Below are 26,509 nucleotides of genomic sequence, written 5' to 3'. Positions count from 1 at the left end.
ATTTAGTAAAATTAAAATTGTTTTTTAAATTAAGTTTATGGTTAACAAAGCGACAAATAAATATACTCCTGACAAATAATTAACGGATGCAACAAGACTTTGCAGATGAAATAACATGTCATTATGTATTAAGCAAGTTTACCCCCGGGTGAGCTTGCTTAATATTCGCAAAGAAAATAAACCAAGAAAGGAACTTCTGAAATGAAAGGAAAATTGGCTGCTGCGGCACTGCTTACCGCCATGGGTATGGCATCGTCAGCGATGGCACAGGACGGTACCGTCAACTTCACGGGTAAAATTATTGAGGCAGGCTGCCAGGTCGACAGCAGCGTCACCAACCCACAGTCTGTGAAAATGGGTGAAGTGGCAAAAACGGCATTCGCTGCCGCCGGTGACACCGCAGCCACCACCAAATTTTCACTGGTGTTAAGTGGCTGCCCGGCAGACCTGCTGGGCAAACCGGTCTCCGTTAAGTATGACGGTACACCTGACACCCTCAACAATGACTATCTGCAGCTCACGGGCTATGGCACTACCGGGGTTGCCGACGGCGTTGCAATTCAGTTATTGAACGCTGACAGCACGGCACTGCCGCTTGGTACCGCGTCTAAAGCCATCAACATTAAAGGCAGCACAACTGCACCTGAGTCAACCAAACTCGATTTCTTCGCTCGCTATATTGCAACCAAAGCGGCAGTCACTGGCGGGAGCGCGAATGGTTCCGTCAACTTTACGCTGACCTATAACTAATTGCTGAAAACGGCTTGTCCGTAATATGAAACGCATAAAGCCGGAGGTGCTCCGGCTTTATTTTTAAGGTAATGCCATGAATAAATACATCCCCTTTATTGCCGCAACCGTGCTTACCGTTACGGCGTCAGCGCAGGCTGGCGTTATTGTCGGTGGAACGCGCGTTATTTATAACGGCGATAAAAAAGAGACCTCTCTTAGCGTTAAAAACCCTGATAAATCATCCTATCTCATTCAGTCGTGGAGTGATGCGGGTGAAAACAGCGCGGATAAATCCCCCTTCATGGTGACTCCGCCGCTCTTTCGCCTTGGATCTGGCCAGGAAAACACGCTGCGCATCATACGTACGGGTGGCAACCTGCCGGAAGATCGCGAATCGCTTTACTGGATGAATATTAAATCCATTCCGGCCACCGAAAAGCAGGACAACGCCAACACCCTGCAAATTGCGGTTAAAACGCGAATCAAGCTGATCTACCGCCCGACATCCTTAACGCAGCAACCGGAAGCGCTCACCGGTAAGCTCCGCTGGCAGCGCAGTGGAAACACACTCACGGTGACCAATCCCACGGCGTATTACATGAACTTTAGCAAGCTCAAGGTCGGGACCGGCGTGGTAACGGACGCTACCTATGTTGCACCGATGAGCTCAGCCAGCTTCACCCTTCCCATCAATGCCAGCGGGGATGTGACCTGGACATTGATTGATGATTTTGGTTCCGTCGGCGACGAGCATCGCGCGCGCCTCTAACACCATTACCGAAAGGATATCGGGATGCATGCAGACGCATACAAAAAAACAATGACATTGAGTCAACTTGCCTGCTTTATCGCCTTGCAGTGCGCCCTGCCGCTATGTAATAGCGCAATGGCCCGTGAATACTTTGACCCGGCACTTCTGGGGATTGACGGTCCGGGCAAAGACCTGACCGACCTGTCTGCCTTTGAGGAAGGCGTTGGCCAGATGCCAGGCACCTACCGTGTTGACGTGGTTCTCAATAACACCGTATTCGGCACACGCGACATCGAATTCGCACTGAAAAAAGACGCCGCCGGCAACAGTTCACTCCAGCCGTGTCTGAGCACAGAGATGTTACGTGAGTTGGGTGTACGCCTCGAACAGTTCCCTGCCCTTACGGGCAGCTGCGCCGATTTAAGCGTCATTCCTCAGGCTAGCGTCAAATTTATTTTCGAACGCCAGCAGCTGCAGCTTTCTTTGCCACAGGCGGCTATCAACGCGCAGGCGCGAGGCTATGTACCACCCGAACAGCTTGATGAAGGGATTAATGCCCTGCTGCTTAACTACAACTTCAGCGGCGATAATACGCAAGGCCGACGCAGTGAAATACCTGACTCTGATAACTACTACCTGAGCCTGCGCCCGGGACTCAACGTGGGGCCATGGCGTATCCGTAACTACAGTACCTGGAACCGCAGCACTAACGGCAGCGACACACAGGAAAGCTGGGATTCCATCTACACCTACGCACAGCGCAACATTATTTCCCTAAAAAGCCAGCTGACCGTCGGGGACAGCAACGCGCCGTCGGACATGTTCGACAGCGTGCCGTTTCGCGGCGCGCAGCTCGCGTCTGATGATGACATGCTGCCAGACAGCCTGCGCGGCTACGCGCCGGTCGTGCGTGGCATCGCCCGCACGAACGCTCAGGTGATTATTAAGCAAAACGGCTACACCATCTACCAGAGCTACGTCTCGCCCGGTGCCTTTGAAATCACCGATATGTACCCGACAGGAAGCAGCGGCGATCTTGATGTCACGATCAAAGAGGCTGACGGCAGCGAACAGCACCAGACCGTTGCATTCGCCTCATTACCCGTCCTGCAGCGCGAAGGACGCGTTAAGTTCAGTCTGACCAGCGGTCAGTATCGGCCCTATGATGGCGATATCGACAAAGAGATGTTTACCCAGGCTACTGCCATTTACGGTCTGCCGGCCGGGTTTACGGTATATGGAGGCGGTCAGTTCTCGCAGCACTATCAGTCTCTGCTCAGCGGTGTTGGTAAGAACTTCGGTACGATTGGCGCGGTATCCATTGATGGCACGCAGGCATGGTCCAGCCAGAAGGATCAGGATAAAGAGAGCGGCCAGTCATGGCGCGTTCGCTACAGTAAAAACATTCTGGAAACGGGGACAAACATCTCTATCGCCGGATACCGCTATTCTACCTCAGGCTATTACACCCTGTCTGAAGTGCTGGATACCTGGCGTGACGACGCGTGGCGCACAAATAACGATCGCCGACGTAACCGCGCCGAGTTTCTCCTGAACCAGAATATTGGTGAGAAACTTGGCTCACTGTCATTAACGACGATGAGCGAAGACTACTGGAACAGCGATCGGAAAATGCGTTCGATCGGCGTTGGCTATAGCAACAGCTGGTCAGGCATCACCTACAACCTTAACTACAGCTATAACCGCAACACGACCGATTCGGAGAACGATAAAATTTACGACGAGGACCAGATTTTCTCGTTAAGTATTACCGTACCGCTCGATCGCTGGTTGAGCAACAGCTACGCCACTTACAGCCTGAATACCAGCAAGCGCGGCGATACCAGCCATAACGTCGGGTTGAACGGGTCGCTGCTCGAGGATCGCAACCTCAACTGGAACGTTCAGGAGAGTCAAACCAACCACGGTGAAGGCAACGGTGGCTATGCCAGCCTGGATTATCAGGGCACCTATGCCCGGGTGAATAGCGCCTACAGCTACGACCACGACCAGAAGCGTGTTAACTACGGCATTGAGGGCGGCATTGTTGCCCATGCCCATGGTGTGACGCTGAGCCAGGCGCTGGGTGAAACAGCCGCTCTGGTGGAAGCCCCTGGCGCAAACGGCGTCTCGGTGAGTAACCAGACGGGGGTCAAAACCGACTTCCGCGGTTATACCGTCGTGCCCTATGTCACGCCGTACCGGGAATCCACACTGTCGCTGGATACCGCCACCCTGCCAGAGAGTGCTGACGTTGAGCTATCCAGCCAGAAGATCACCCCAACACGCGGTGCAATCGTCCGTGCGCATTTTGATACGCGCGTCGGAAAACGCGTACTGATGACCCTGATTCGAAGCAATGGCGAACCCGTGCCGTTTGGAGCGATGGTGACCACTTCGGACAATGCGTCAGGGAGCATTGTTGGCGACAGTGGGCAGGTTTATTTAACCGGCATGCCGCAGAAGGGTTCCTTGTTGCTGAAATGGGGTAATGCTTCAAAAGAACAGTGCAACGTCAGCTACCGTCTTCCGGCAGAGCCCCCGGCAAGCGGCGTGATTGAACTCAATGCCACCTGCCAATAGAGAGACTCAAGCAATGAAGAAGCTACCTGTATTCAACGCGATGATTATGAGCACTTTTTTTGCCATAACCCCCGCCCATGCTGATTATTTTTCAAATGTTAACTTCCATGTGATGACTTACGACCTGGATGATTTCACCATCCCCTCTGCAGTGGGCGAAACCAGCAGCAACTGGCACGACTCGGGTTCTATCAAATATGAAGTCACCAGCAGTGAAGGTAACCATTCCTATATGGAGCTTTCGGTCAATGGCACATTGAGCGGTGATGGCGTCTCATGGGTAACAAATAACCCAGGGATTGGTATCCAGTTTAAAGTAGTACCGGGTATGAGCGGGTTTACGCCATCTCAAACCACAACGGCGCCTAATTATCGGCTCGATCTTACTGGCGTTACCAGCGGTTTATGGATATCAACTTACTACCATTTGCAGTACCGGCTCGTCAGACTGTTAGATAAGGTGCCTGCGGGCCGCATTACCTCAGTGCCGACGGTGACCCTTAATGTCCATAACCTGGATGGCGAAGGTACCGCTGAAATGTCAGGCGTTATTATGGCCGGAATAAGCACGCAGCCTACAGTGGGTGCATGTTCAGTCAGCGCGCCGACTGAAATCAGTCTACCTACGCTTTACGGCAATGTCCTTAAAAATGGGGCGCAGTTGGCTACCGCGTCGCCATCCATTTCTCTAACGAATTGTCCAGGAGCCGTTGACGGGATCGCCTATAACTTCTCGGCCGTATACGGTACCCACGATGCTGCAAACGGTGTGATGAATACCGTGAGTGGCGAAGGCTATGCGCAAAATGTGTTTATCCAGGTACAGAATGCTGATGGGTCACCACATATTGTCAACGGACCCGTGCCGTTAAACGACTATAACGGCTCGGGTGATTACAAAATCCCCGACTTCAAAGTCGCTTATTACGTTGACGATGCCGAAAACGTTACGGCTGGAAACGTCAAATCAGCGATTGAACTCAAAATGATCTACAACTAATAAGGATTATTTATGCACATCATATACGGAAAGAAGATGATTATCGGTTTACTGGCCTGTAGCGGATTGTTCTCTGCGGCCAGCCATGCGGTCAATATTGATATTACGGGTAAAGTGGTTGCTTCTCCCTGCGTCGTGAATGGCAACAACGAATCTCTGGCCGTTAACTTAGGCGATAATATACAGGCGGATTCGCTGGCAACCAGCGGCAGCGCCACGGCATGGACAGACGTCACGCTTCGACTCACCGGTTGCCCCGCCTCGACCACCTCTTTCAGCGTCGCCTTTGCCGGTACCGCTGACACCGACGGGAATTATTATAAAAACACGGGAACGGCCACCAACCTGAAACTGGAGCTGACGGACAGCACCAGTAATACCGCCTACAAGAATGGTGCGACATTGCAAAACGTTGCGATTCCCGCGTCTCACAGCTATGACCTTGCCATGCGCGCTCGCGCCGTATCAACCGGCAACGTACTGCCCGGGACTATCGTTGGCCAGGTGCAGGCAACCTTTACCTACCAGTAAGTCGGGACAGGACAATGGCGCAACAAAAAACTAAACGGCTTCTTGCTCTTGCTTGTCTGTTGGCAGTCAGTGGAACGCATGCAGTGTACGCTGCCGATATCAATTTAAGCGGAACCGTCATCGCTTCCGCCTGTACGGTAGATACGGGCACCAAAGAACAGACCGTCACATTTGATCAGGCTCGCGCCGTTGACTACACGAAGGTTGGCAATACCAGCGAGTGGCAGGACTTTGAGCTCACGCTTTCAGGCTGCCCTCTCTCAACCACGCAGGTGACCGCACTGTTCAGCGGCAATGCCGATCAAGATGACGGCACGAAATTTGCCAACGCACAAGGCAGTGCAACGGGTATGGCGCTCCAGATTATGACCCGCGATCATCTCAAGGAGATCCCGCCCGCGGGCAAGCTGGCGGTGAATATCGATGGTACCAGTCGCCGTGTGGTATTCCCGCTTTCTGCACGAATGTATACCCCGACGGGAATGGTAACGGCAGGCGAGTTCAGGACGGTCGTTCAGCTCACCTTTACGTACCAGTGATCAAGTGAAAAAAAACGGAGCGCAATGCGCTCCGTTTTTTTAGCTTCAGGATCTGCTAGACACGCTTGAAGATCAGAGAACCGTTGGTACCGCCAAAGCCGAAGGAGTTACACAGGGTATACTCCATACCGCTAACCTGGCGCGCTTCGTGAGGAACGAAGTCCAGATCGCAACCTTCATCCGGGTTATCCAGGTTGATGGTGGGTGGAACAGCCTGATCGCGCAGCGCAAGGATGGAGTAGATTGACTCTACTGCACCCGCCGCACCCAGCAGGTGACCGGTCATGGATTTCGTGGAGCTCACCAGTACGCGGCTGGCAGACTCGCCGAAGATAGACTTAACCGCCTGAGCTTCCGCTTTATCGCCTGCAGGTGTAGATGTGCCGTGCGCGTTGACGTAGCCAATCTGAGCCGGGGTAATACCCGCATCACGGATCGCGTTTTCCATCGCCAGCGCAGCACCTGCACCGTTCTCCGGAGGAGACGTCATGTGATACGCATCGCTGCTCATACCAAAGCCAACGACTTCAGCATAAATTTTCGCACCGCGTTTTTTCGCGTGTTCGTACTCTTCCAGTACGATCATACCCGCACCGTCGCCCAGCACGAAGCCATCACGGTCTTTATCCCACGGACGGCTTGCCGCCTGTGGATTATCGTTGCGGGTAGAGAGCGCACGGGCCGCGCCGAAACCGCCGACACCCAGTGGGGTACTGGCTTTTTCAGCACCGCCGGCAACCATAGCATCTGCATCGCCGTACGCAATAATGCGCGCGGCCTGGCCGATGTTATGTACGCCAGACGTACAGGCGGTGGCGATAGAAATGCTTGGCCCACGCAGGCCGAACATGATGGTCAGGTGACCTGCCACCATATTAACAATCGTGGACGGAACGAAGAACGGACTGATCTTACGCGGGCCGCCATTCATCAGGGATGTATGGTTTTCCTCGATCAGGCCAAGGCCGCCAATCCCGGAGCCGATAGCGGCGCCGATACGGGTTGCGTTCTCTTCCGTAATCACAAGGCCAGAATCCTGCATGGCCTGAACGCCAGCGACAATTCCATATTGAATGAAGGCATCCATCTTGCGCTGCTCTTTGCGCGAGATGATCTCTTCACAGTTAAAATCCTTTACTAAGCCAGCAAATTTCGTTGCATAGGCGCTAGTATCGAAATGGTCGATTAGGCTGATGCCGCTCTGACCGGCAAGGAGAGCTTTCCAGGTGGACTCTACGGTATTGCCGACAGGAGACAACATGCCAAGTCCGGTCACAACTACACGACGCTTAGACACGTTTGTCCTCCAGGGAGGGATAAAAAAAGAGATTCGTGGGACTAAAAAAGATAAAACTCAGGCGGTCGAATGACCGCCTGGAGATGTTCACTTACGCCTGGTGACCGTTGATGTAATCAATGGCAGCCTGAACGGTGGTGATCTTCTCAGCTTCTTCGTCCGGAATCTCAGTATCAAACTCTTCTTCCAGAGCCATTACCAGCTCAACGGTGTCAAGAGAATCTGCGCCCAGGTCTTCAACGAAGGAAGCGGAGTTCACAACTTCTTCCTGCTTAACGCCCAGCTGTTCGCCGATAATTTTCTTAACGCGTTCTTCGATAGTGCTCATACTCTTAAATTTCCTATCAAAACTCGCTTTCGCGATGGTTTTCGTAGTGTATAAAATGTTGAAAAATTTGCAACTAAATCCCGGCAGTTCTTACCACGATTTTACGTTATTTTGAGGCCATTCGCCCTAATAACGCAAATATTTTTCATCGTGGTTAAACCATATACATCCCGCCGTTGACGTGGAGGGTCTCACCAGTGATGTAACCCGCTTCGTCAGAGGCTAAAAATGCAACCGCACTGGCGATTTCTTTAGGGTCGCCAAGACGACCCGCCGGAACTGCCGCCAGCGTACCCGCACGCTGCTCATCAGTCAGCGCACGCGTCATGTCCGTTTCAATAAAGCCCGGAGCAACAACGTTTACCGTAATACCGCGGGACGCGACTTCACGCGCCAGCGACTTACTGAAACCAATCAGACCGGCTTTCGCCGCAGCGTAGTTAGCCTGACCAGCATTTCCCATGGTACCAACCACAGAACCGACAGTGATAATACGACCATGACGCTTTTTCATCATAGCGCGCATTACCGCTTTTGACAGACGGAATACAGATGACAGGTTGGTTTCGATAATATCGTTCCACTCGTCGTCTTTCATTCGCATTAACAGGTTATCGCGAGTGATCCCGGCGTTGTTTACCAGAATATCCACTTCGCCAAACTCTGCGCGAATATTTTCCAGAACAGATTCGATAGATGCAGGTTCGGTCACATTCAGTACCAGACCTTTACCGTTTGCACCCAGATATTCACTAATAGCCTGAGCGCCATTCTCGCTAGTTGCTGTCCCAATCACCTTCGCGCCGCGCGCAACCAGTGTTTCAGCAATTGCACGCCCGATACCGCGGCTTGCGCCAGTGACCAGGGCAATTTTTCCTTCAAAACTCATGGTATTCCTCTTTTATTGCGAGAGTGCCGCTGACATCGCTTCCGGCTCGTTAATCGCCGAGGCTGTCAGGGTGTCAACAATACGTTTTGTCAGACCGGTGAGGACTTTCCCTGGGCCGACTTCATACAGATGCTCAACGCCCTGAGAGGCCATAAACTCAACGGTTTTGGTCCACTGTACCGGGCTGTAGAGCTGGCGAACCAGCGCGTCGCGGATAGCTTCCGGCGCGGTTTCGCATTTCACATCGACGTTGTTCACAACGGAAATCGTCGGTGCGTTAAACGTAATTTTTTCCAGCTCAACCGCCAGTTTCTCGGCAGCGGGCTTCATCAGCGCACAGTGAGACGGCACGCTGACCGGCAGCGGCAGCGCACGTTTCGCCCCCGCCGCTTTACAGGCTGCACCGGCACGCTCAACCGCTTCTTTATGACCGGCGATAACCACCTGGCCCGGCGAGTTGAAGTTAACCGGAGAGACAACCTGACCTTCAGCAGACTCTTCACACGCTTTTGCAATCGCGGCATCATCCAGACCGATGATGGCTGACATGCCACCCGTGCCTTCTGGCACTGCTTCCTGCATGAATTTACCGCGCAGTTCCACCAGACGAACCGCGTCAGCAAACGCGATCACACCGGCACAGACCAGCGCTGAGTATTCACCCAGGCTATGTCCAGCAAGCAGTGCGGGCGCTTTACCGCCCTGCTGCTGCCAGACACGCCACAGCGCAACGGACGCGGTCAGCAGCGCAGGCTGGGTCTGCCAGGTTTTGTTCAGCTCTTCGGCAGGACCCTGCTGGGTCAGCGCCCATAAATCATAACCCAGTGCATCAGAAGCTTCACGGAAAGTCTCTTCAATGACCGGATAGGTTGCTGCCATTTCAGACAACATCCCAACGGTTTGAGAGCCCTGCCCCGGGAACACAAAAGCAAATTGCGTCATTTTTTATTCCTTATCCTAGAAACGAACCAGCGCGGAACCCCAGGTGAACCCGCCACCGAAGGCTTCAAGCAAGACCAGCTGGCCCCGTTTGATTCGCCCGTCGCGTACCGCTTCATCAAATGCGCACGGTACTGACGCCGCAGAGGTGTTGCCGTGACGATCCAGCGTCACCACAACGTTATCCATCGACATGCCCAGCTTTTTCGCGGTTGCGCTGATGATACGCAGGTTCGCCTGATGCGGCACCAGCCAGTCGAGCGCGGAGCGTTCAAGGTTATTCGCTTCCAGCGTTTCATCAACGATGTGCGCAAGCTCAGTCACCGCCACCTTGAACACCTCGTTCCCTGCCATCGTCAGGTAAATCGAGTTGTCCGGATTTACGCGATCGGCGTTAGGCAGGGTCAACAGTTCGCCATAGCTGCCGTCAGCATGCAGATGCGTAGAGATGATACCCGGCTCTTCGGACTGCCCCAGCAGCACCGCACCCGCACCATCACCAAAAATAATGATCGTTCCGCGATCGGTCGGATCGCAGGTACGCGCCAGCACGTCAGCACCGATCACCAGCGCATATTTAACGGCACCGGACTTCACGTACTGATCGGCTACGCTCAGCGCATAGGTAAAACCTGCGCATGCGGCAGCGACGTCAAACGCCGGGCAGCCCTTAATACCGAGCATGTTTTGCACCTGGCACGCCGCGCTTGGGAAAGCATGCGTGGCAGACGTCGTGGCCACCACGATCAAACCGATCTGTTCTTTATCAATGCCCGCCATTTCGATAGCACGCTGTGCGGCTTCGTAACCCATGGTCGACACGGTTTCGTCTGGCGCGGCAATACGACGTTCACGGATACCTGTGCGCGTGACAATCCACTCGTCAGACGTATCTACCATTTTTTCCAGATCGGCGTTGGTACGCACCTGTTTTGGCAGGTAGCTGCCGGTACCTAAAATCTTCGTATACATGTACGCTCAGTCACTTTTAGCTAATACAGATCCCAGGCGAGCGGCAATCCGCTGAGGGACTTGTCGCTGCACCGCCTGCACTGCCTGTTCAATCGCGACAGCAAATGCTCGCTGATTGGCGGCGCCATGACTCTTAATCACGATGCCGCGCAATCCTAACAGACAGGCGCCATTATACTGGTCGGGGTTGAGGTGACTGAATCGCCGCGTCAGGCTCTTTTGTAACCAACGCTTCAATAAAATCAGCCACCAGGCGCTTTTTTTGCCCTCTCCCTGTGATTTCAGCAGAGAAAGAAACATCCGCACGACCCCTTCCATGGTTTTCAACGTCACGTTCCCGGTGAAGCCATCGCACACCAGAACATCCGTTTTACCCGTCAACAACTCATTGGCTTCGAGATAACCAATATAGTTGATAGAGGGAACCTGTTTGAGCAATTCAGCTGCTTCGCGAATGCTGTCCAGGCCTTTGGTCTCTTCTTCACCAATGTTCAGTAACGCAACACGGGGAGTGTTGATCCCGACCACCTCTTCTGCCAGCACCGATCCCATTACGGCAAACTGAGCCAGCATTGTACTATCACAATCGACGTTTGCGCCCAAATCGAGCACTACCGTCTTGCCCTTCTGCTGATGCGGCAACACCGTCACCAGCGCCGGACGCTCAATACCGTCAATCGGTTTGAGCAATAATTTCGACAGCCCCATCAGCGCGCCGGTATTTCCCGCGCTAACGCAAGCCTGGGCTCGACCTTCTTTCACCAGCTCCAGCGCTATCCGCATCGAGCTGCCGCGGCTATTACGAATCGCCTGCGAGGGTCGGGCATCACTGGCAATAACTGACTGCGCAGGAATAATCTGCAGACGTGAACGTTGTTCAAAGTCAGCTTTTGCAAGTAATGGCGTGATTGTGTCGGGATTGCCGACTAAAAGAAGAGTGAGTTGCGAATTAGAATTCAGTGCCTGCAATGCTGCAGGCACTGTCACGGAAGGGCCAAAATCTCCCCCCATGACATCTAACGCCAGGGTTAGACGTGTCAAGGTATCGTCGCAGCCTGGTTCGGTAAGTTCCCCGTTTGCACGGGGAGCTCCTCACTAAGCCTAATCACGCTGACGCGTGATTACTTAGTGATAACCTTGCGGCCGCGGTAGAAACCGTCAGCGGTGATGTGGTGACGCAGGTGTTTCTCACCAGAAGTCTTGTCTACAGACAGGCTGGTAACTGCAGTCAGCGCGTCATGGGAACGACGCATGCCACGTTTGGAACGGGTTGGTTTATTCTGTTGTACGGCCATGGACCTTACTCCTCAATTACTTACGCTTTAAGCTGGCTAATACGGCAAATGGGTTTGGTTTTTGCGCTTCATCAGGCAGTTCCCCAAAGACCATGTCCGCCTCGGACACTTCACAGTGTTCAGAATCATGCACCGGAACCACTGGCAAGGTGAGGATGATTTCATCTTCAACCAGAGCCAGAAGATCGATTTCACCGAATTCGTTAACCTCAATCGGCTCATACGCTTCCGGGAGTGCTTCAGCCTGTTCGTCAGAACGAACCGGACTGAAACAATACGTTGTGTGAACATGCTGTACAAACGGTTTCCCGCAACGCTGACACTCGAGCGTTACCGTCACCTTTGCATCACCGGTTAAAACGGCGAGACGCTGGTTGTCGATAGCGAACGACATGGAGCATTCTACATCACTGTCCACACTGACTACGGATTCGGCAATACGCTCAGCCTGATCGGAAGTATAGATACCTTCGTAATCGAGGCGTTTTTGAGCCGTACGAACCGGATCAAGAGTCAGGGGTAATTTTACCTTTTGCATAGGGCGCGCATATTAACTTTGTAACGTCATAGAGTCAAAGAAAAAGGCAACCAGAGCTGCCTTTTGCCAATTATTCGCACACATTGCGGCCTGTAGTTTAAAATGGCTGGCATCGATACGCTATATCTGGTGATAAAAATATGCCAAATCTCGTCCTTGCTTCCACGTCTCCCTACCGCCGAATGCTGCTGGAAAAGCTCGGGATCCCGTTTGAATGCGCCGCGCCAGAGGTGGATGAGACGCCACAGCCGGGCGAGTCACCGCGCCATCTGGTGACGCGTCTTGCTAAGGAGAAGGCGCAATCGCTGGCCACACGCTATCCTTCGCATTTGATTATAGGCTCCGATCAGGTTTGCGTGCTGGACGGCGAAATCACCGGCAAGCCCCATACTGAGGAAAATGCCTGCCAGCAGCTTCTGCGTGCGCGCGGTACTATCGTGACCTTCTATACGGGCCTGGCCCTCTATAACTCCGCGTCAGGCCATCTGCAAACCGAGTGTGAGCCGTTCGACGTACACTTCCGTCATCTCAGCGAGCAAGAGATTATGGATTATGTGCGCCGTGAGCGACCGCTGAACTGCGCGGGGAGCTTTAAAAGTGAAGGATTGGGGATTGCGCTGTTCGACAAGCTGGACGGTCGCGATCCCAACACCCTGGTGGGGTTACCGCTGATTGCCTTGTGTCAGATGTTACGGCGAGAAGAGTGTAATCCGCTGATCATGTGACTTTTGCCCAGCGGCGCTTCGCTTGCATGGGCCTACGGGTTTTGTAGGCCGGGTAAGCGCAGCGCCGCCGGGCAAAATCAGCCGCGCAAAACCTTAAGACAGCGTTTCAGCTGCTCATCCAGCGGCGCTTCAATACGGATCACTTCACCGGTATTCGGATGGGTAAACTTCAGCGCTGCCGCATGCAGGAACAGACGCGACAGTCCCGTCCCCGCCAGCTGTTTATCAAACTCGCGGTCGCCATAGCGGTCATCAAAGGCGATGGGGTGCCCTGCAAACTGCGTATGCACGCGGATCTGGTGGGTGCGACCGGTCACCGGACTGCAGCGCACCAGCGTGGCAAACTCATAGCGCTCTTCAACCTTAAAGCGCGTCTCAGACGGTTTCCCTTCCTGGCTCACGCGGACAATACGCTCACCGCTTTGCAGAATGTTCTTCAGTAGCGGCGCCTGCACCACTTTTACATGGGACTGCCACTGGCCGCGCACCAGCGCCAGATAGTCTTTCTGCATCCCTTTTTCACGCAGCTGTTCATGCAGGGAACGCAGCGCGGAACGCTTTTTCGCCACCAGCAGGACGCCTGAAGTGTCGCGGTCAAGGCGGTGCACCAGCTCAAGGAAGCGCGCTTCCGGGCGCAGGGCACGCAGCCCTTCAATCACGCCGAAGCTCAGACCGCTACCGCCATGGACTGCCGTTCCTGACGGTTTATTCAACACCAGAATATGGTCGTCTTCGTAAAGGATGACATCGCTCAGGGCCGCCACTTTCTGCAGCTTCGGTGAAACGGTCTCTTCTTCACGCTCTGCCACGCGCACCGGCGGAATACGGACTTCGTCACCGGCTTCGAGCTTATACTCAGGCTTCACGCGTTTTTTGTTAACCCGCACCTCGCCCTTACGCAGGATGCGATAAATCATGCTCTTTGGCACCCCTTTCAGCTGGGTACGCAAAAAGTTATCGATACGTTGCCCCGCTTCATCGTCGGCGATGGCAACCATTTTTACGGCTGGAGTCTCTGTTTTCATGGTTGGCGATTCTAAATATCGACAGCCATTAGCGCCACTCATTTTTCTATGCTTATATTTACTTTTATCCGGCCTGTCCCCCGTTTCGCGCAACCGATTTGGTGGTTATTAAACCAATCGCCATTCTGAAGTGAAGAAACTGTGAGTAACCGGGTGATAATTGGTAAAAGTCATCTTGCTATAACCCGGCGAGCAGTGGAATAATGAGGCTGTTTTCCGTGTTAAATCCTGGTTAAGTAAGGATGTTGACGGAATGACCAATTTTGTCTGACCGATCATCCACGCAGCAATGGCGTAAGACGTATTGATCTTTCAGGCAGTTAGCGGGCTGCGGGTTGCAGTACTTCCCGGTATAAGGATTGTTCTCTGGAGAGTTCTACCCAGGCAATTCCCCTGATAATTGCGCTGTGTTTCCGTATGAAATACAGGCAACCGACACTCTGCGCCTCTTAAGCGAGCGACAACCGTGAGGTTGGCGACGTGAACAGACACGAGGCCATCGGTTCATACCCCGGAAAGCGTCACCTTGCCCGCAGCTTTGTCGTCAATGTAAGAATAACGAGTAAGTTACGATGAAAAGAATGTTAATCAACGCAACTCAGCAAGAAGAGTTGCGTGTCGCCCTTGTGGATGGGCAGCGCCTGTACGATCTGGATATCGAAAGTCCTGGACACGAACAGAAAAAAGCGAACATTTACAAAGGTAAAATCACCCGCATTGAACCAAGCCTTGAAGCTGCATTTGTCGATTACGGTGCTGAGCGTCATGGTTTCCTCCCTCTGAAAGAAATCGCCCGCGAATATTTCCCTGCAAACTACAACGCCCATGGCCGACCAAACATCAAAGATGTTCTGCGTGAAGGTCAGGAAGTTATCGTTCAGATTGATAAAGAAGAGCGTGGCAACAAAGGTGCCGCACTGACTACCTTTATCAGCCTGGCAGGGAGCTATCTGGTGCTGATGCCTAACAACCCGCGTGCGGGTGGCATCTCTCGCCGTATCGAAGGTGATGACCGTACCGAGCTGAAAGAAGCGCTGGCAAGCCTTGAACTGCCTGATGGCATGGGGCTTATCGTGCGTACCGCGGGCGTCGGCAAATCCGCCGAAGCGCTCCAGTGGGACCTGAGCTTCCGTCTGAAGCACTGGGAAGCCATCCAGAAAGCAGCGGAAAGCCGCCCTGCTCCGTTCCTGATCCACCAGGAAAGCAACGTGATCGTGCGTGCCTTCCGTGACTACCTGCGTCAGGACATCGGTGAGATTCTGATCGATAACCCGAAAGTGCTTGAGCTGGCGCGCCAGCACATCGCCGCGCTGGGTCGTCCGGATTTCACCAGCAAAATTAAACTGTACACCGGTGAAATCCCGCTGTTCAGCCACTATCAGATCGAATCCCAGATTGAATCCGCCTTCCAGCGTGAAGTGCGCCTGCCATCCGGCGGTTCTATCGTTATCGATACCACTGAAGCGCTGACCGCTATCGACATCAACTCCGCTCGCGCAACGCGCGGTGGCGATATCGAAGAGACCGCCTTCAACACCAACCTTGAAGCCGCTGATGAAATCGCCCGCCAGCTCCGCCTGCGCGACCTGGGCGGTCTGATTGTTATCGACTTCATCGACATGACCCCTGTTCGCCACCAGCGTGCGGTAGAAAACCGTCTGCGCGAAGCGGTGCGTCAGGACAGGGCGCGTATCCAGATTAGCCATATCTCACGCTTTGGCCTGCTGGAAATGTCCCGCCAGCGTCTGAGCCCATCGCTGGGTGAGTCCAGCCATCACGTTTGTCCGCGCTGCTCCGGCACCGGTACCGTGCGTGATAACGAATCGCTGTCCCTCTCTATTCTGCGTCTGATTGAAGAAGAAGCGCTGAAAGAGAATACCAAAGAGGTTCACGCGATTGTCCCTGTGCCAATTGCCTCTTACCTGCTGAACGAAAAACGTGCAGCGGTCAGTGCGATTGAAGCGCGTCAGGGTGGCGTTCGCTGCATCATCGTGCCAAACGATCAGATGGAAACCCCGCACTATCACGTGCTGCGTGTCCGTAAAGGCGAAGAGACGTCAACGCTCAGCTACCTGCTGCCGAAGCTGCACGAAGAAGAGATGGCCCTGCCTTCAGATGAGGAGCCAGCAGAGCGTAAACTGCCAGAGCAGCCTGCGTTAGCCACCTTCATCATGCCAGAAGCCCCACCGGAAGCAGCCCTGGAAAAACCAGCTGCCAAACCTGCGGCGCAGAAACCAGAAGCAACAGCAGCGAAAGCCCAGCCGGCACAGCCGGGTCTGCTGAGCCGCTTCTTCGGCGCGCTGAAGAAGATGTTTGCCGGTGAGGAAGTTCAGCCAGAGCAGCCGAAAGAAGAGCCAAAAGCGGCCAAGCCAGAACGTCAGCAGGACCGCCGTAAGCGTCAGAACAACCGCCGCGACCGTAATGACCGTAGCGATCGTAATGACCGCAGCGAGCGTCGTGACAACCGTGACAACCGCTCTGAGAACAATGAAGGCCGTGAGCAACGCGAAGACAACCGCCGCAACCGTCGCGAGAAACAGCAGCAGAATGTTGAAGATCGTGAAATTCGCCAGCAGGCGGGCGATGAGTCTGAGAAGAGCAAACAGCGTGACGACCAGCAGCCGCGCCGTGAACGCAACCGTCGCCGTAACGACGAGAAGCGTCAGGCACAGCAGGAAGTCAAAAACCTGAACCGCGAAGAGCCTGTTGAACAGCAGGACGGTGAGCAGGAAGAACGTACTCAGGTCATGCCGCGTCGTAAGCAGCGCCAGCTTGCTCAGAAAGTCCGCTTCGCCTCCGAAGCAACCGAAGAGTCAGCAATCGTCGCGGTTGAAACCCGCGAGAGCGCAACCGGCACGCAGCTGGCAAAAGTTGACCTGCCAGCGGTCGTTGATAACAACGTTGAGCAGGATGAAAACGGTGAAAACCGTGATAACGCCGGCATGCCGCGCCGTTCACGTCGTTCCCCACGTCATCTGCGCGTCAGCGGTCAGCGCCGTCGCCGCTATCGTGACGAGCGTTACCCGACTCAGTCGCCAATGCCACTGACCATTGCCTGTGCTTCGCCAGAAATGGCTTCCGGCAAAGTCTGGATCCGCTACCCGGTAGCGCGTCCGGAGCAGGTTGTTGAAGAACAGCCAGTTGCGGAAGAGATCATTGCACCTGCAGCAGCGGTAGAAGACGTTGTGACTGAAGCGGCAACCGTGGTTGAACCTCAGGTTGTTGAAGCGGAAGCACCTCAGGCAGCTGAGGTCGAAACCACGCATCCGGAAGTGATTGCCGCGCCGGTTGATGCCGCACCGCAGCTTATTGCTGAAGAAGATGTGGTGGTGGCTGAGGAAATCGCTGAAGAAGCTGAACCTGTAGCCGCCGTGGAAGACACCGCTGAAGCCATCGTCGAAACGACCACTGAAGAAATCGTTCAGGACGTTGAGATCGAGGTTGAACCGGTTGTTGAAGAACCGAAAGCGCCTGAAGTGAAACCTGAGCCGGTTGTCTCTGCGCCAGCCGCTGCCCACGTGGCGACTGCACCGATGACCCGCGCTCCGGCGCCGGATTACGTGCCAGAAGCACCGCGTCACAGCGACTGGGTTCGCCCGGCCTTCAGCTTCGACGGTAAAGGCGCTGCAGGCGGCCACAGTGCAACGCATCAGGCGACTGCACCCGCGACGCGTCCACAGTCTGTCGAATAACGACAAACAACGCTGAAAGTAAAAAGCCGACCTTAAGGTCGGCTTTTTTTATGGCTGCTGCACAGGCTTCCTCATGCCGGTCACCTCCGGCATGACCTGCCTCATCAACTCAAGAAAACGCCGCAAGCGTGCCGGATAATAACGGGACCAGGGATAGACCAGATGCACCGGTAGCGCCGCTGGCTGCCACTCCGGCAGCAAATGCACCAGCCGCCCTTCCCGAATATCATCATGTACCGTCCAGCTTGATACGACCGCCACACCGAGCCCGGTCAGTGCCGTATTTCGTGCAACGTACAGGCTGTCGGTGCTGAGGCGTGGCGTAATAGCAATCCGCGCGGTGGCGGGCGAAGCATCGTGAAATAGCTCCACGTGGCGCTGGTAGAAAGAGCTGATGGCTATCCAGGGAAACTGCTGCAAATCCTCCGGCGTATTCACCGCCGGGAAGCGGGCCAGCAGCGCTGGCGCGGCCACCACCGAGCGAGGCACTTCCGCCAGCAGCACGGATACGGTCGCCGGATCGACCTCCACACCCACCCGAATAGCGCAGTCAAGGTTGTCACCGAGAAAATCTGCCGACCGATCGTTCAGCATCCACTCAATCGAAAGCTGGGGATAGCGTTGCAAAAATTCGGTTACAGGTTTCAGAAGCTGGTCCTGACCAAACGCGTGGGGGGCGCGCACCCGCAGCACGCCTACCGGCTCATCTTCCGTCTGCCCCACCTCATCTTCCAGCGCCAGCCAGCTGTCGATCACCCGACGGGCGTGCTGATAGCAGCGCTCGCCGTCATCCGTTAGCCGCGTCGTGTGGGTGGTGCGCAACATCAGGCGCACACCCAGCATGGTTTCAAGCGACTGCAACCGTCGGCTTACCGTGGCCTGGGTTGTCGCCAGCTGCCGTGCCGCCGCAGAAAGCGAACCCGCCTCGACAATGCGCACAAACGTCCGCATTAGCTCTACCCTGTCTATACGCTCAGCTCTTTTCATCGCATTTTCAGTTATACGTTTAACGTATAAGCGTTTTACCACCGGGCCCGCTACCGTCGCAAGGCGTACTGATAAAAAATAACTGCACACGACGAATGAGGAACAACTTATGAACACAACAACGACTCCCCATGCTGTAAGCCGCTGGGTGATTTTTATGCTGGCTCTGGGGGCTGGCTTCAGCGTGGCATCAATCTATTACGCGCAGCCCCTGCTGCCGCTGATGGGTGCTGACCTGCATCTGAGCATTGAAGGTATGGGCCTGGTGCCAACATTAACGCAGGCAGGCTACGCGCTCGGCATCCTGTTCCTGCTTCCTCTGGGCGATCGCCACGACCGCAGGACCTTAATTCTGATCAAAAGCGCGGCGCTGGCGCTGTTTCTTCTCGGCTGTAGCCTGACCGGGCAGATCCATTCTCTTCTGCTGGCAAGCCTGCTCATCGGCATGGCCGCCACCATGGCGCAGGATATCGTCCCCGCCGCGGCCATTCTCGCACCGGAAGGTAAACAGGGGAAAACCGTGGGCACTGTAATGACCGGCCTGCTGATGGGTATCTTATTATCCAGAACCGTAAGCGGCGTGGTGGGCGAAGCGTTCGGCTGGCGCGTCATGTACCAGCTGGCGGCGGCGAGCATCGCGTTCATCGGGGTGATGATGTGGTTTATGCTTCCCCGTTTTGCCATTCACTCCACGCTGAGCTACCCCGCGCTGATGCGCTCGATGGAGCACCTGTGGCGTCGTTATCCGGCACTGCGCCGTGCGGCGCTGGCTCAGGGTTTCCTGTCGATTGCCTTTAGCGCCTTCTGGTCAACGCTTGCGGTCATGCTGCTGGAACGCTATCACCTGGGTAGTGCCGTCGCAGGTGGTTTTGGTATTGCCGGTGCCGCGGGTGCGTTAGCTGCCCCACTGGCGGGGGGCCTGGCGGACAAACTGGGGGCCGGAAAAGTCACACAGCTTGGTGCCGTCCTTGTGACCGTCTCTTTCGCCCTGATGTTCCTGATGCCCGCATTGGGCGTTCATGGACAGCTGATGCTGATCGCCATCTCTGCCGTCGGGTTCGACCTGGGCCTGCAGTCCAGCCTGGTCGCCCACCAGAACCTGGTGTACAGCCTTGAACCGCAGGCACGGGGTCGTCTCAACGCCCTGCTCTTTACGGTGGTCTTTATCGGGATGGCGCTGGGGTCCGCGTTAGGCAGCAATATCTACTCGCTGGCTGGCTGGACGGGCGTGGTCGCACTGGCCACCGTCTGTGGCGTCATTGCGCTGGCCATCCGTCTGATAGAAAGCGCACGTGTCGCTTCCGTACCGGCGGAAGCCGCATAAAAAAAATGCCCAATCCAGACGGATTGGGCAGTAAAACATGCCCAGTTTCAAGACATGTTCCAAGAGGTCAAGATGTTATTTGTTCAGCTGGAACAGAGACATACCCTGCATATCGCTAAACGCTTTATAAGACGCCTGCAAGGCCGCCTGCTGCATGGTGTAAGAGGAAATCGCTTCGTTCCAGTCGACATCAACCAGGTCGCTCATCTGCTTGGTCTGACCCAGCGCGCGGTCATCGCCCAGCGTATCGAGTTTTTCCAGCTCGTTCATCTTGGTGCCCACATCCGCAACGACCGTCAGAATATTGTTCTGGGAGTTTTTAATGCCGATTTGCGCATTGGCAATCACCTGGCTTTGCGCCGTTGCGGCAGCCGGATCGTTCTCAATCGGCGTCTTCAGCGACGCAATCGCAGAATCCAGGATTTTGAACATGTTCGTCTCGCCATATCCACCGCCCGGCAGCTGTTCCGCATTACTGGTAATGCTTTCGAAAATTTGCTGCCCGGTATGGCTAATGGCCATATTACGCGCCGTATCAACCTGCTGCGTGATAGCCTCAGCGCCGCCGTTATAATCCCCGGTCGCGGCATCAAACGGTGCGCTCTCGGTTTTGTATCCCGCAAAGATAAAGCGACCATTACCATCCGTCGTGTTGGCCAGGTTCATAAGCTGATCGCGGATCCCCTGAATATCGGTCGCCAGAGACAGACGGTCGTCATCGCTTAATGTGCCGTTCGATGCGTAGACGAGCTTCTCGCGCACGCTTGAGATCGCGGTGTTCACCTGAGTTAACACGTTATCTTCCAGCGAGACTTTTTGCGTGGCGAAGGTACGCGCAAGCGCGAACTGGCTGTTTTGCGACTGCGATTGTGACAGAACGATGGCCTGCGACGCGGCGATAGGATCGTCCGACGGACGGTTGACGCGCTTGCCGGTAGACATCTGTTCACCGTAGCTCAGCCATCTGCTCTGGGAATCGGTGATCCCACGCATGTTCTGCTCATACATCATCTGGGTGCTAATACGCATTGTTCACCTCAACCTTAACGAATGTTGATAATTGCATCGAAGAGCGTACTGGCAGTCTGGAGAACCTGGGCGTTCGCCAGGTAATACTGCTGATAACGCTGCAAATTGCCATACTCTTCGTCGAGGTTTACCCCAGAGATGGTCTGCTGCTGCTTGATTAACTGCGTCTCCACGTTGGCTTTCGTCTGGCTGCTCACCTTCAGTGACGCCGTTGAGCTACCCACGGTACTGACGAGAGAGGCATACGCATCGTTGAAGGTTTTGTTGCCCCCCACGACTTTCGCGTTTTGCAGATCGAGCAGTTTCTGGCCGTTACGGTTATCACTTTCGCCGCCGTTCTGCACTGACGCCATCGCCAGCTTGGACTCGTCGCTGATCGCCAGATCCATGTTCATGATGACGTCGGAAACCGGCTTCACGGTAAAGCTGTCTTTGGTATTTGCCGTGCCGCTCACGTTGACGTTAAGACCATCAAATGACAGATTGCCGCTGGCATCCGGGCTCATCGTAAAGCTGGTTTTGTCTGATGTACGGGTGATCGTCCAGTCAGTACCGTTGAACTGCAGCTTATAGTCTGTCGCCTGGACCTGTTTGCTGTCCGTCACAGAGGCCGTAACAACCGCCGATCCGCCGTTCTTGCTGTTGGACAGCACCGCCGGAGAACCAAAGTTGAACAGCTTACCGCCCGCATCACCGTTAGCGTCAAAACCGGCTTCATGCTGCGTGTTCATCGAATCGGCAAAGGCCAGCGCCATCTGGTTCAGGGTATTACGGGCTTTATCCAGATCTTCCGTACGGAAAGTCAGTAAACCGCCTAATGAACCGGTGGTGATCATTTTTTCCGGGATCTCGACGTTCCCGGCCACGTCATCGACATAGGCCACGGTAGTACGGGCCGGATCGGCACTCGACTTCACGGCAGCCAGCTGGTTGGCTTTGCTGCCCTGTACCAGGCTGTAACCGTTGCCGAAAGAGATGTTAAACGTGCCGCTATCCTGGACAGAGACTTCCACGCCGACGATTTTGTTCAGCTCATTGACGAGCTGATCGCGCTGATCAAGCAGATCGTTAGGCGATGCGCCCGCGCCGACGCCGGTCAGACGGGAAATCTGATCGTTCAGATTGGCAATCTGTTTGGCATAGTTGTTGATCTGAGAAACGCTGGTGCTAATCGCGGTATTGACCTGCGTATCCTGGTCGCGAAGATACTGATCGTTGGTTTTAAACTGATTGACCAGACCGCCCGCTTTACCCAGCACCGTCTGACGTGCCGCAGGGTCTTCCGCGTTGCTCACCAGCGTTTGCAGACTCTTGAAGAAGTCCTGCAGCGTGGTGGAGAGCGAGTTGGTGGTATCGGAGAGCACGTCGTCGATTTTTGACATCTGCTGGTAGCGCGTCGTCAGGCCGCTGCTCTGCGTCTGCGCGGCGCGCAGCTGGTTGGTGATGAAGGCGTCATACTCACGCTGGACACCGGAGACATACACCCCGTTACCCACCCAGCCACCGCCGGTCAGCGTGCTGTTAGATGCGCCCAGCACCGTGGTCTGGCGGGTATAGCCTGCCACGTTATAGCTTGAAATATTATTACTGACGGTATTGAGTGCCGACTGCGCAGCACTGAGGCCACTCATGGCGCTGTTAATCAAACTGGACATGGGGGTTCCTTTTATACGTTCAGACACGAGTCCTGATGAAGGTTATCGGCAACCTCCACCGGGACTTGAGAACTTTCAGAACAGATTTTCAATATCTGTGCTATAGGCTTTGCTGACCTTCTCGCCCATTGATTTCAGCTGCTGGATCATGCTGGTGAGCTTACGCGCATAGTTCGGGTCGGTCGCGTAGCCCGCGTTTTGCAGCGCCTGAGCGCCCTGCTCCGCCGTCGCCGCCTGCGTCACGGCGGTATAGCGCGGATTTCGGCTCAGCAGGCCAACATAATCGGACAAGGCTTCCAGATACGAGCTGTAGACGCGGAATTTGGCTTTCACCTTCACCGCCGCACCGTTCTCGTATTCGGTGGTCGTGATCTCCGTGGTTGGCCCCTTCCAGCTGGAGGTAGCCTTTACGCCGAAGATGTTGAAACTCGGCTCGCCGTTTTCCTTGCGGATCTGGCGCTGACCCCAGCCCGACTCCAGCGCGGCCTGCGCCAGAATCAGGTGATGCGGTACGCCGCTCTGTTCGCTGGCAAGGCGCGCAGGCAGAGAAAGCTGCGCCAGGAAGTCTTTGCTGTCACCGGAGAGCGGCTCATCGCCGCTGCCCGTGGCTTTCGGCATGGCTTTACGCACCATTTGCGTCAGAGCCTGGTTCTGATAGCTGGTCACCGTTTCCAGGTCGAATTTCATCGGTACCTGCTGCGGCTGATCCTGAGGCTGAATGCCCTGCGCGGCTTCGGTCTGCTTGACAATCATGTCAGCCAGACCGAGGCCTTTCCCGGCGGTCATCTGCTGCGCAATCTGCTGGTCATACATGCTGGTGTAGAGACGCGTTGAATCACTGCTGAACATCCCGTCTTTCGGCAGGGTTTCGCGCATGCTTTTCAGCATCATCTGTACAAACATCCCTTCCACCTGGCGGGCGACCGGGCGGATATTCGCCGCCGGGTCTTTTCCTGCTTTGGTTTTCAGTTCGTTGAGCGACTGGGCGTCCCAGGCTGCACTGGTCAACAGTTTGCTATCGGTCAGCATCAGATGATTTCCAGTTTGGCGCGCAGGCAGCCCGCGCTTTGCATCGATTGCAGGATGGACATCAGATCCATCGGCGTTGCCCCCAGGGCATTCAGGGCACGCACCACGCTGTTCAGGTTGGCGCTGGAGCGCACGCTTTGCAGTGACCCGCCGCTCTGGCGCATATCAATCTGCGTTTGCGGCGTCACCACCGTCTGACCGCCACCAAATGGCGTATTCGGCTGGCTCACGTTCGCGGAGCGGTTTACCGTCACGGAAAGGTTCCCCTGCGCCACGGCGCAGCTGTCGAGCGACACTTCCCGGTTCATGACCACCGAGCCAGTACGGGAGTTGATGATCACCTTCGCATCCTGGACCGGAACGTTCACTTCCATATTCTGGATATCGGCCAGCATGCGCACCTGGTTGCTGCTGCCGGTGGAGGTACGGATCTGCACGGTGCGCGCATCGAGTGCCGTTGCATTACCATAGCCGCGGCTGCGGTTGATGGTATCGGCAATCTGCTGCGCCATCGTGAAGTCTTCATTATTGAGCTGCAGGTTGATGGTGTTGCCCGCGCCAAACTGGGTCGGCAGTTCACGCTCAATGATCGCCCCGTTGGTAATCCGTCCGCCGTTGAGCTGGTTCACCTGCACGCTGCTTCCGCCTGCGGATGCTCCCGCACCGCCGACCAGAATGTTCCCCTGCGCAAGCGCATAAACCTGGCTGTCGACGCCTTTCAGCGGGGTCATCAGCAACGTACCGCCGCGCAGGCTTTTGGCGTTACCCATTGAGGAGACCACCACGTCAATGGTCTGTCCCTGGCGCGCAAACGCCGGGTAGGACGCGGTGACCATTACTGCCGCCACGTTTTTCAGCTGCATGTTAGTTCCCGCTGGCACGGTAATGCCGAGCTGGGAAAGCATGTTGTTCAGGCTTTGGGTGGTAAAAGGAGTCTGGGTCGTCTGGTCACCAGTACCGTCCAGACCCACCACCAGGCCGTAGCCAATCAGCGAGTTTTCGCGCACGCCCTGAACGCTGGTGAGATCGCGAATACGGTCAGCCTGGGCAAAGGTAGCCACCAGCGCGAGCGCCACGGCGAAGATCGATTTAAACATGGGTCACCTCGCTTACATCGGCGATAAATTAAGGAAGAAGCGCTGCAGCCAACCCATATTTTGCGCTTCATTGATATAGCCGTTCCCGACGTACTCAATGCGCGCATCCGCCACCTGAGTGGACGGAACGGTGTTGGTGCCGCTGATGGTGCGAGGGTTAACCACGCCCGAGAAGCGAATGAATTCAGTGCCCTGGTTGATGGCGATCTGTTTTTCACCCACAACGTGTAGGTTGCCGTTAACCAGTACCTGGTCAACCGTCACCGTCAGCGTACCGCTGAAGGTGTTGCTGGCATTCGCGCCGCCTTTACCGTTAAAGGTATTGCCGCCGGACGCGTTCACATCAGCACGTGCGTTGCCGAACAGCCCTTCGAGATAGCGTGGCACAGTGTCGAAGCCAAAATTCGTTTTGCCATCGCGGCTGGCGTTCGCCGACGAGCTCTTGCTCGCGCTGACGTTTTCCTGCAGCACAATGGTCAATGTATCGCCGACGTTACGCGGGCGGCGATCTTCAAACAGCGGCTGATAGCCGTAATTAATCGGCTGCGCGGTCTGGAAAATGGAGCCGTTTACCACTGGCGCAGGGCCAGGAACGGGTTGGGCAGTCGTCGCACCCTGGACCAAAGGTTTAGACGGGATCCAGGCACACCCGCTGAGGGTGACGGCCAGAACAGTCAGTATCGGATAACGAAACGCCGCGTTTTTTTGCATTGCCTTCATCTTCGAAAACAGGGAGCCGGCGCGGCGTTTACCGCACCGGGCTACACCTTAGAGTTGCGTCAGTTTCTGCAGCATCTGGTCGGTCGTCGACACTGCTTTACTGTTAATTTCATACGCGCGCTGGACCTGGATCATATTCACCAGCTCTTCCGCCACGTTCACGTTGGAGGTTTCAACATAGCCCTGATACAGCAGGCCCGCGCCGTTCAGGCCCGGGGTACTTTCATTTGGCGTACCGGAGGATTGCGTCTCGGTGTAGAGGTTCTCACCAATGCTTTCCAGACCGGTATCGTTCATGAAGGTGGTCAGGTTGAGCTGCCCAACCTGAACCGGCGCGGCCTGCCCCTGCTGGGTTACGCTGACCACACCGTCACGTCCGATGGTGATGCTCAGTGCGTTCGCCGGGATGGTAATCGCAGGCTGGACCTGGAAACCGCCCGCCGTCACCAGCTGGCCATTCTGATCGACCTGGAACGAGCCGTCGCGGGTGTAGGCAGAAGTCCCGTCAGGCAGCTGCACCTGGAAGAAGCCCTGGCCTTTGATCGCCACGTCTTTGCTGTTGTTGGTCTGAGACAGGTTGCCCTGACTGTGCAGACGCTCGGTGGCCACCGGACGAACACCGGTACCGATCTGCAGGCCCGAAGGCAGCGTCGTCTGTTCAGAAGACTGCGCCCCCGGCTGGCGGATGGTTTGATAAAGCAAATCTTCGAAAACGGCGCGCTGACGCTTGAAACCATTGGTGCTGACGTTTGCCAGGTTGTTAGCAATCACGTCCATATTGGTTTGCTGGGCGTCCAGGCCAGTTTTCGCGATCCATAAAGAACTGATCATA

At 55.2% G+C, this 26,509-nt stretch carries 25 protein-coding genes; 9 read left to right on the top strand and 16 right to left on the bottom strand.

The genetic code is table 11. The features are described from left to right. The first annotated feature begins 201 nt into the window (after positions 1 to 201). The 6 genes from ACMWJS_RS01505 to ACMWJS_RS01480 all read left to right on the top strand — a co-directional run bounded on the left by ACMWJS_RS01505 (position 202) and on the right by ACMWJS_RS01480 (position 6,136). Complete coding sequence (locus ACMWJS_RS01505) at positions 202 to 750, top strand: fimbrial protein (RefSeq protein WP_167212705.1); 549 nt, start codon at positions 202 to 204, stop codon at positions 748 to 750. A 76-nt stretch (positions 751 to 826) separates the two neighbouring features. Next, positions 827 to 1,501: a molecular chaperone gene (locus ACMWJS_RS01500; protein WP_262779542.1), complete on the top strand. Its 675-nt coding sequence runs from the start codon at positions 827 to 829 to the stop codon at positions 1,499 to 1,501. A gap of 24 nt (positions 1,502 to 1,525) precedes the next feature. Next, positions 1,526 to 4,066: a fimbria/pilus outer membrane usher protein gene (locus tag ACMWJS_RS01495; protein WP_262808007.1), complete on the top strand. Its 2,541-nt coding sequence runs from the start codon at positions 1,526 to 1,528 to the stop codon at positions 4,064 to 4,066. Between the two features lie 13 nt (positions 4,067 to 4,079). Next, positions 4,080 to 5,066, top strand: a complete 987-nt coding sequence (locus ACMWJS_RS01490; RefSeq protein ID WP_262808005.1) for a fimbrial protein — start codon at positions 4,080 to 4,082, stop codon at positions 5,064 to 5,066. A 12-nt stretch (positions 5,067 to 5,078) separates the two neighbouring features. Then, positions 5,079 to 5,597 carry a fimbrial protein gene (locus tag ACMWJS_RS01485; protein WP_262808003.1) on the top strand — a complete coding sequence of 173 codons (519 nt, stop codon included), beginning with the start codon at positions 5,079 to 5,081 and terminating at the stop codon, positions 5,595 to 5,597. Between the two features lie 14 nt (positions 5,598 to 5,611). Beyond that, positions 5,612 to 6,136, top strand: coding sequence for a fimbrial protein (locus ACMWJS_RS01480; protein WP_414746489.1), 525 nt, complete (start codon positions 5,612 to 5,614; stop codon positions 6,134 to 6,136). Between the two features lie 55 nt (positions 6,137 to 6,191). Here ACMWJS_RS01480 and fabF read toward each other — a convergent pair whose 3' ends face one another. The 8 genes from fabF to yceD form a co-directional block, all read right to left on the bottom strand. Continuing rightward, on the bottom strand, positions 6,192 to 7,433 hold the full coding sequence (gene fabF / locus ACMWJS_RS01475) for a beta-ketoacyl-ACP synthase II (protein WP_167212691.1): 1,242 nt from the start codon (positions 7,431 to 7,433) through the stop codon (positions 6,192 to 6,194). Between the two features lie 91 nt (positions 7,434 to 7,524). Then, positions 7,525 to 7,761, bottom strand: a complete 237-nt coding sequence (acpP, locus tag ACMWJS_RS01470; RefSeq protein ID WP_003857954.1) for an acyl carrier protein — start codon at positions 7,759 to 7,761, stop codon at positions 7,525 to 7,527. Positions 7,762 to 7,915: 154 nt separating this feature from the next. Beyond that, the gene (gene fabG, locus ACMWJS_RS01465; RefSeq protein WP_008500795.1) at positions 7,916 to 8,650 is read right to left on the bottom strand and encodes a 3-oxoacyl-ACP reductase FabG; all 735 of its coding nucleotides are present in this window, start codon (positions 8,648 to 8,650) and stop codon (positions 7,916 to 7,918) included. A 12-nt stretch (positions 8,651 to 8,662) separates the two neighbouring features. Continuing rightward, positions 8,663 to 9,592: an ACP S-malonyltransferase gene (gene fabD / locus ACMWJS_RS01460; RefSeq protein ID WP_045910200.1), complete on the bottom strand. Its 930-nt coding sequence runs from the start codon at positions 9,590 to 9,592 to the stop codon at positions 8,663 to 8,665. A gap of 15 nt (positions 9,593 to 9,607) precedes the next feature. Next, complete coding sequence (locus ACMWJS_RS01455) at positions 9,608 to 10,561, bottom strand: beta-ketoacyl-ACP synthase III (protein ID WP_008500797.1); 954 nt, start codon at positions 10,559 to 10,561, stop codon at positions 9,608 to 9,610. 6 nt (positions 10,562 to 10,567) lie between these two features. Next, positions 10,568 to 11,602, bottom strand: a complete 1,035-nt coding sequence (gene plsX / locus ACMWJS_RS01450) for a phosphate acyltransferase PlsX (protein ID WP_063621375.1) — start codon at positions 11,600 to 11,602, stop codon at positions 10,568 to 10,570. An 80-nt stretch (positions 11,603 to 11,682) separates the two neighbouring features. Further along, a complete protein-coding gene (gene rpmF / locus ACMWJS_RS01445) occupies positions 11,683 to 11,856 on the bottom strand; it encodes a 50S ribosomal protein L32 (protein ID WP_003857964.1) in 174 nt (57 codons plus the stop codon). Positions 11,857 to 11,872: 16 nt separating this feature from the next. Next, positions 11,873 to 12,394 carry a 23S rRNA accumulation protein YceD gene (gene yceD, locus ACMWJS_RS01440; protein WP_014883375.1) on the bottom strand — a complete coding sequence of 174 codons (522 nt, stop codon included), beginning with the start codon at positions 12,392 to 12,394 and terminating at the stop codon, positions 11,873 to 11,875. 140 nt (positions 12,395 to 12,534) lie between these two features. On the opposite strand from yceD, the gene ACMWJS_RS01435 reads away from it, so the two are divergent. Then, positions 12,535 to 13,119, top strand: coding sequence for a Maf family protein (locus ACMWJS_RS01435; RefSeq protein WP_048027429.1), 585 nt, complete (start codon positions 12,535 to 12,537; stop codon positions 13,117 to 13,119). A 77-nt stretch (positions 13,120 to 13,196) separates the two neighbouring features. On the opposite strand, the gene rluC is transcribed toward ACMWJS_RS01435, so the two are convergent. Continuing rightward, the gene (gene rluC, locus ACMWJS_RS01430; protein WP_048027428.1) at positions 13,197 to 14,144 is read right to left on the bottom strand and encodes a 23S rRNA pseudouridine(955/2504/2580) synthase RluC; all 948 of its coding nucleotides are present in this window, start codon (positions 14,142 to 14,144) and stop codon (positions 13,197 to 13,199) included. Between the two features lie 572 nt (positions 14,145 to 14,716). Here rluC and rne point away from each other — a divergent pair. Then, positions 14,717 to 17,836: a ribonuclease E gene (rne, locus tag ACMWJS_RS01425; protein WP_262801857.1), complete on the top strand. Its 3,120-nt coding sequence runs from the start codon at positions 14,717 to 14,719 to the stop codon at positions 17,834 to 17,836. A gap of 48 nt (positions 17,837 to 17,884) precedes the next feature. Here rne and ACMWJS_RS01420 read toward each other — a convergent pair whose 3' ends face one another. Then, positions 17,885 to 18,787 carry a LysR family transcriptional regulator gene (locus ACMWJS_RS01420; protein WP_414746488.1) on the bottom strand — a complete coding sequence of 301 codons (903 nt, stop codon included), beginning with the start codon at positions 18,785 to 18,787 and terminating at the stop codon, positions 17,885 to 17,887. A 145-nt stretch (positions 18,788 to 18,932) separates the two neighbouring features. Here ACMWJS_RS01420 and ACMWJS_RS01415 point away from each other — a divergent pair, with 145 nt between their 5' ends. Next, positions 18,933 to 20,147 (top strand): MFS transporter, encoded by a 1,215-nt coding sequence (locus tag ACMWJS_RS01415; RefSeq protein WP_414746487.1) that lies wholly within the window; start codon positions 18,933 to 18,935, stop codon positions 20,145 to 20,147. Positions 20,148 to 20,222: 75 nt separating this feature from the next. Here the strand turns inward: ACMWJS_RS01415 and flgL are convergent, their stop codons facing one another. From flgL to flgG, 6 genes are all read right to left on the bottom strand, one after another. Further along, entirely contained in the window at positions 20,223 to 21,176 is a 954-nt protein-coding gene (gene flgL / locus ACMWJS_RS01410; protein WP_045910193.1) for a flagellar hook-associated protein FlgL, read from the bottom strand. A 14-nt stretch (positions 21,177 to 21,190) separates the two neighbouring features. Continuing rightward, positions 21,191 to 22,831: a flagellar hook-associated protein FlgK gene (gene flgK, locus ACMWJS_RS01405; protein ID WP_045910192.1), complete on the bottom strand. Its 1,641-nt coding sequence runs from the start codon at positions 22,829 to 22,831 to the stop codon at positions 21,191 to 21,193. Positions 22,832 to 22,906: 75 nt separating this feature from the next. Continuing rightward, entirely contained in the window at positions 22,907 to 23,860 is a 954-nt protein-coding gene (gene flgJ, locus ACMWJS_RS01400; RefSeq protein WP_021240767.1) for a flagellar assembly peptidoglycan hydrolase FlgJ, read from the bottom strand. Further along, on the bottom strand, positions 23,860 to 24,957 hold the full coding sequence (locus tag ACMWJS_RS01395; RefSeq protein ID WP_029740346.1) for a flagellar basal body P-ring protein FlgI: 1,098 nt from the start codon (positions 24,955 to 24,957) through the stop codon (positions 23,860 to 23,862). Before ACMWJS_RS01395 ends, flgJ begins: the two co-directional genes overlap by 1 nt. 12 nt (positions 24,958 to 24,969) lie before the next feature. Next, entirely contained in the window at positions 24,970 to 25,668 is a 699-nt protein-coding gene (gene flgH, locus ACMWJS_RS01390) for a flagellar basal body L-ring protein FlgH (RefSeq protein WP_032666985.1), read from the bottom strand. Between the two features lie 57 nt (positions 25,669 to 25,725). Further along, complete coding sequence (flgG, locus tag ACMWJS_RS01385; RefSeq protein ID WP_008500810.1) at positions 25,726 to 26,508, bottom strand: flagellar basal-body rod protein FlgG; 783 nt, start codon at positions 26,506 to 26,508, stop codon at positions 25,726 to 25,728. Position 26,509 lies beyond the last annotated feature (1 nt).

Source organism: Enterobacter sp. HK-058-C-ECC (assembly GCF_047531125.1).
GTDB classification, from domain to species: domain Bacteria; phylum Pseudomonadota; class Gammaproteobacteria; order Enterobacterales; family Enterobacteriaceae; genus Enterobacter; species Enterobacter quasiroggenkampii.
The sequence above is the reverse complement of the archived record's forward strand: the minus strand, read 5'-3'. Positions and strand labels throughout refer to the sequence as shown.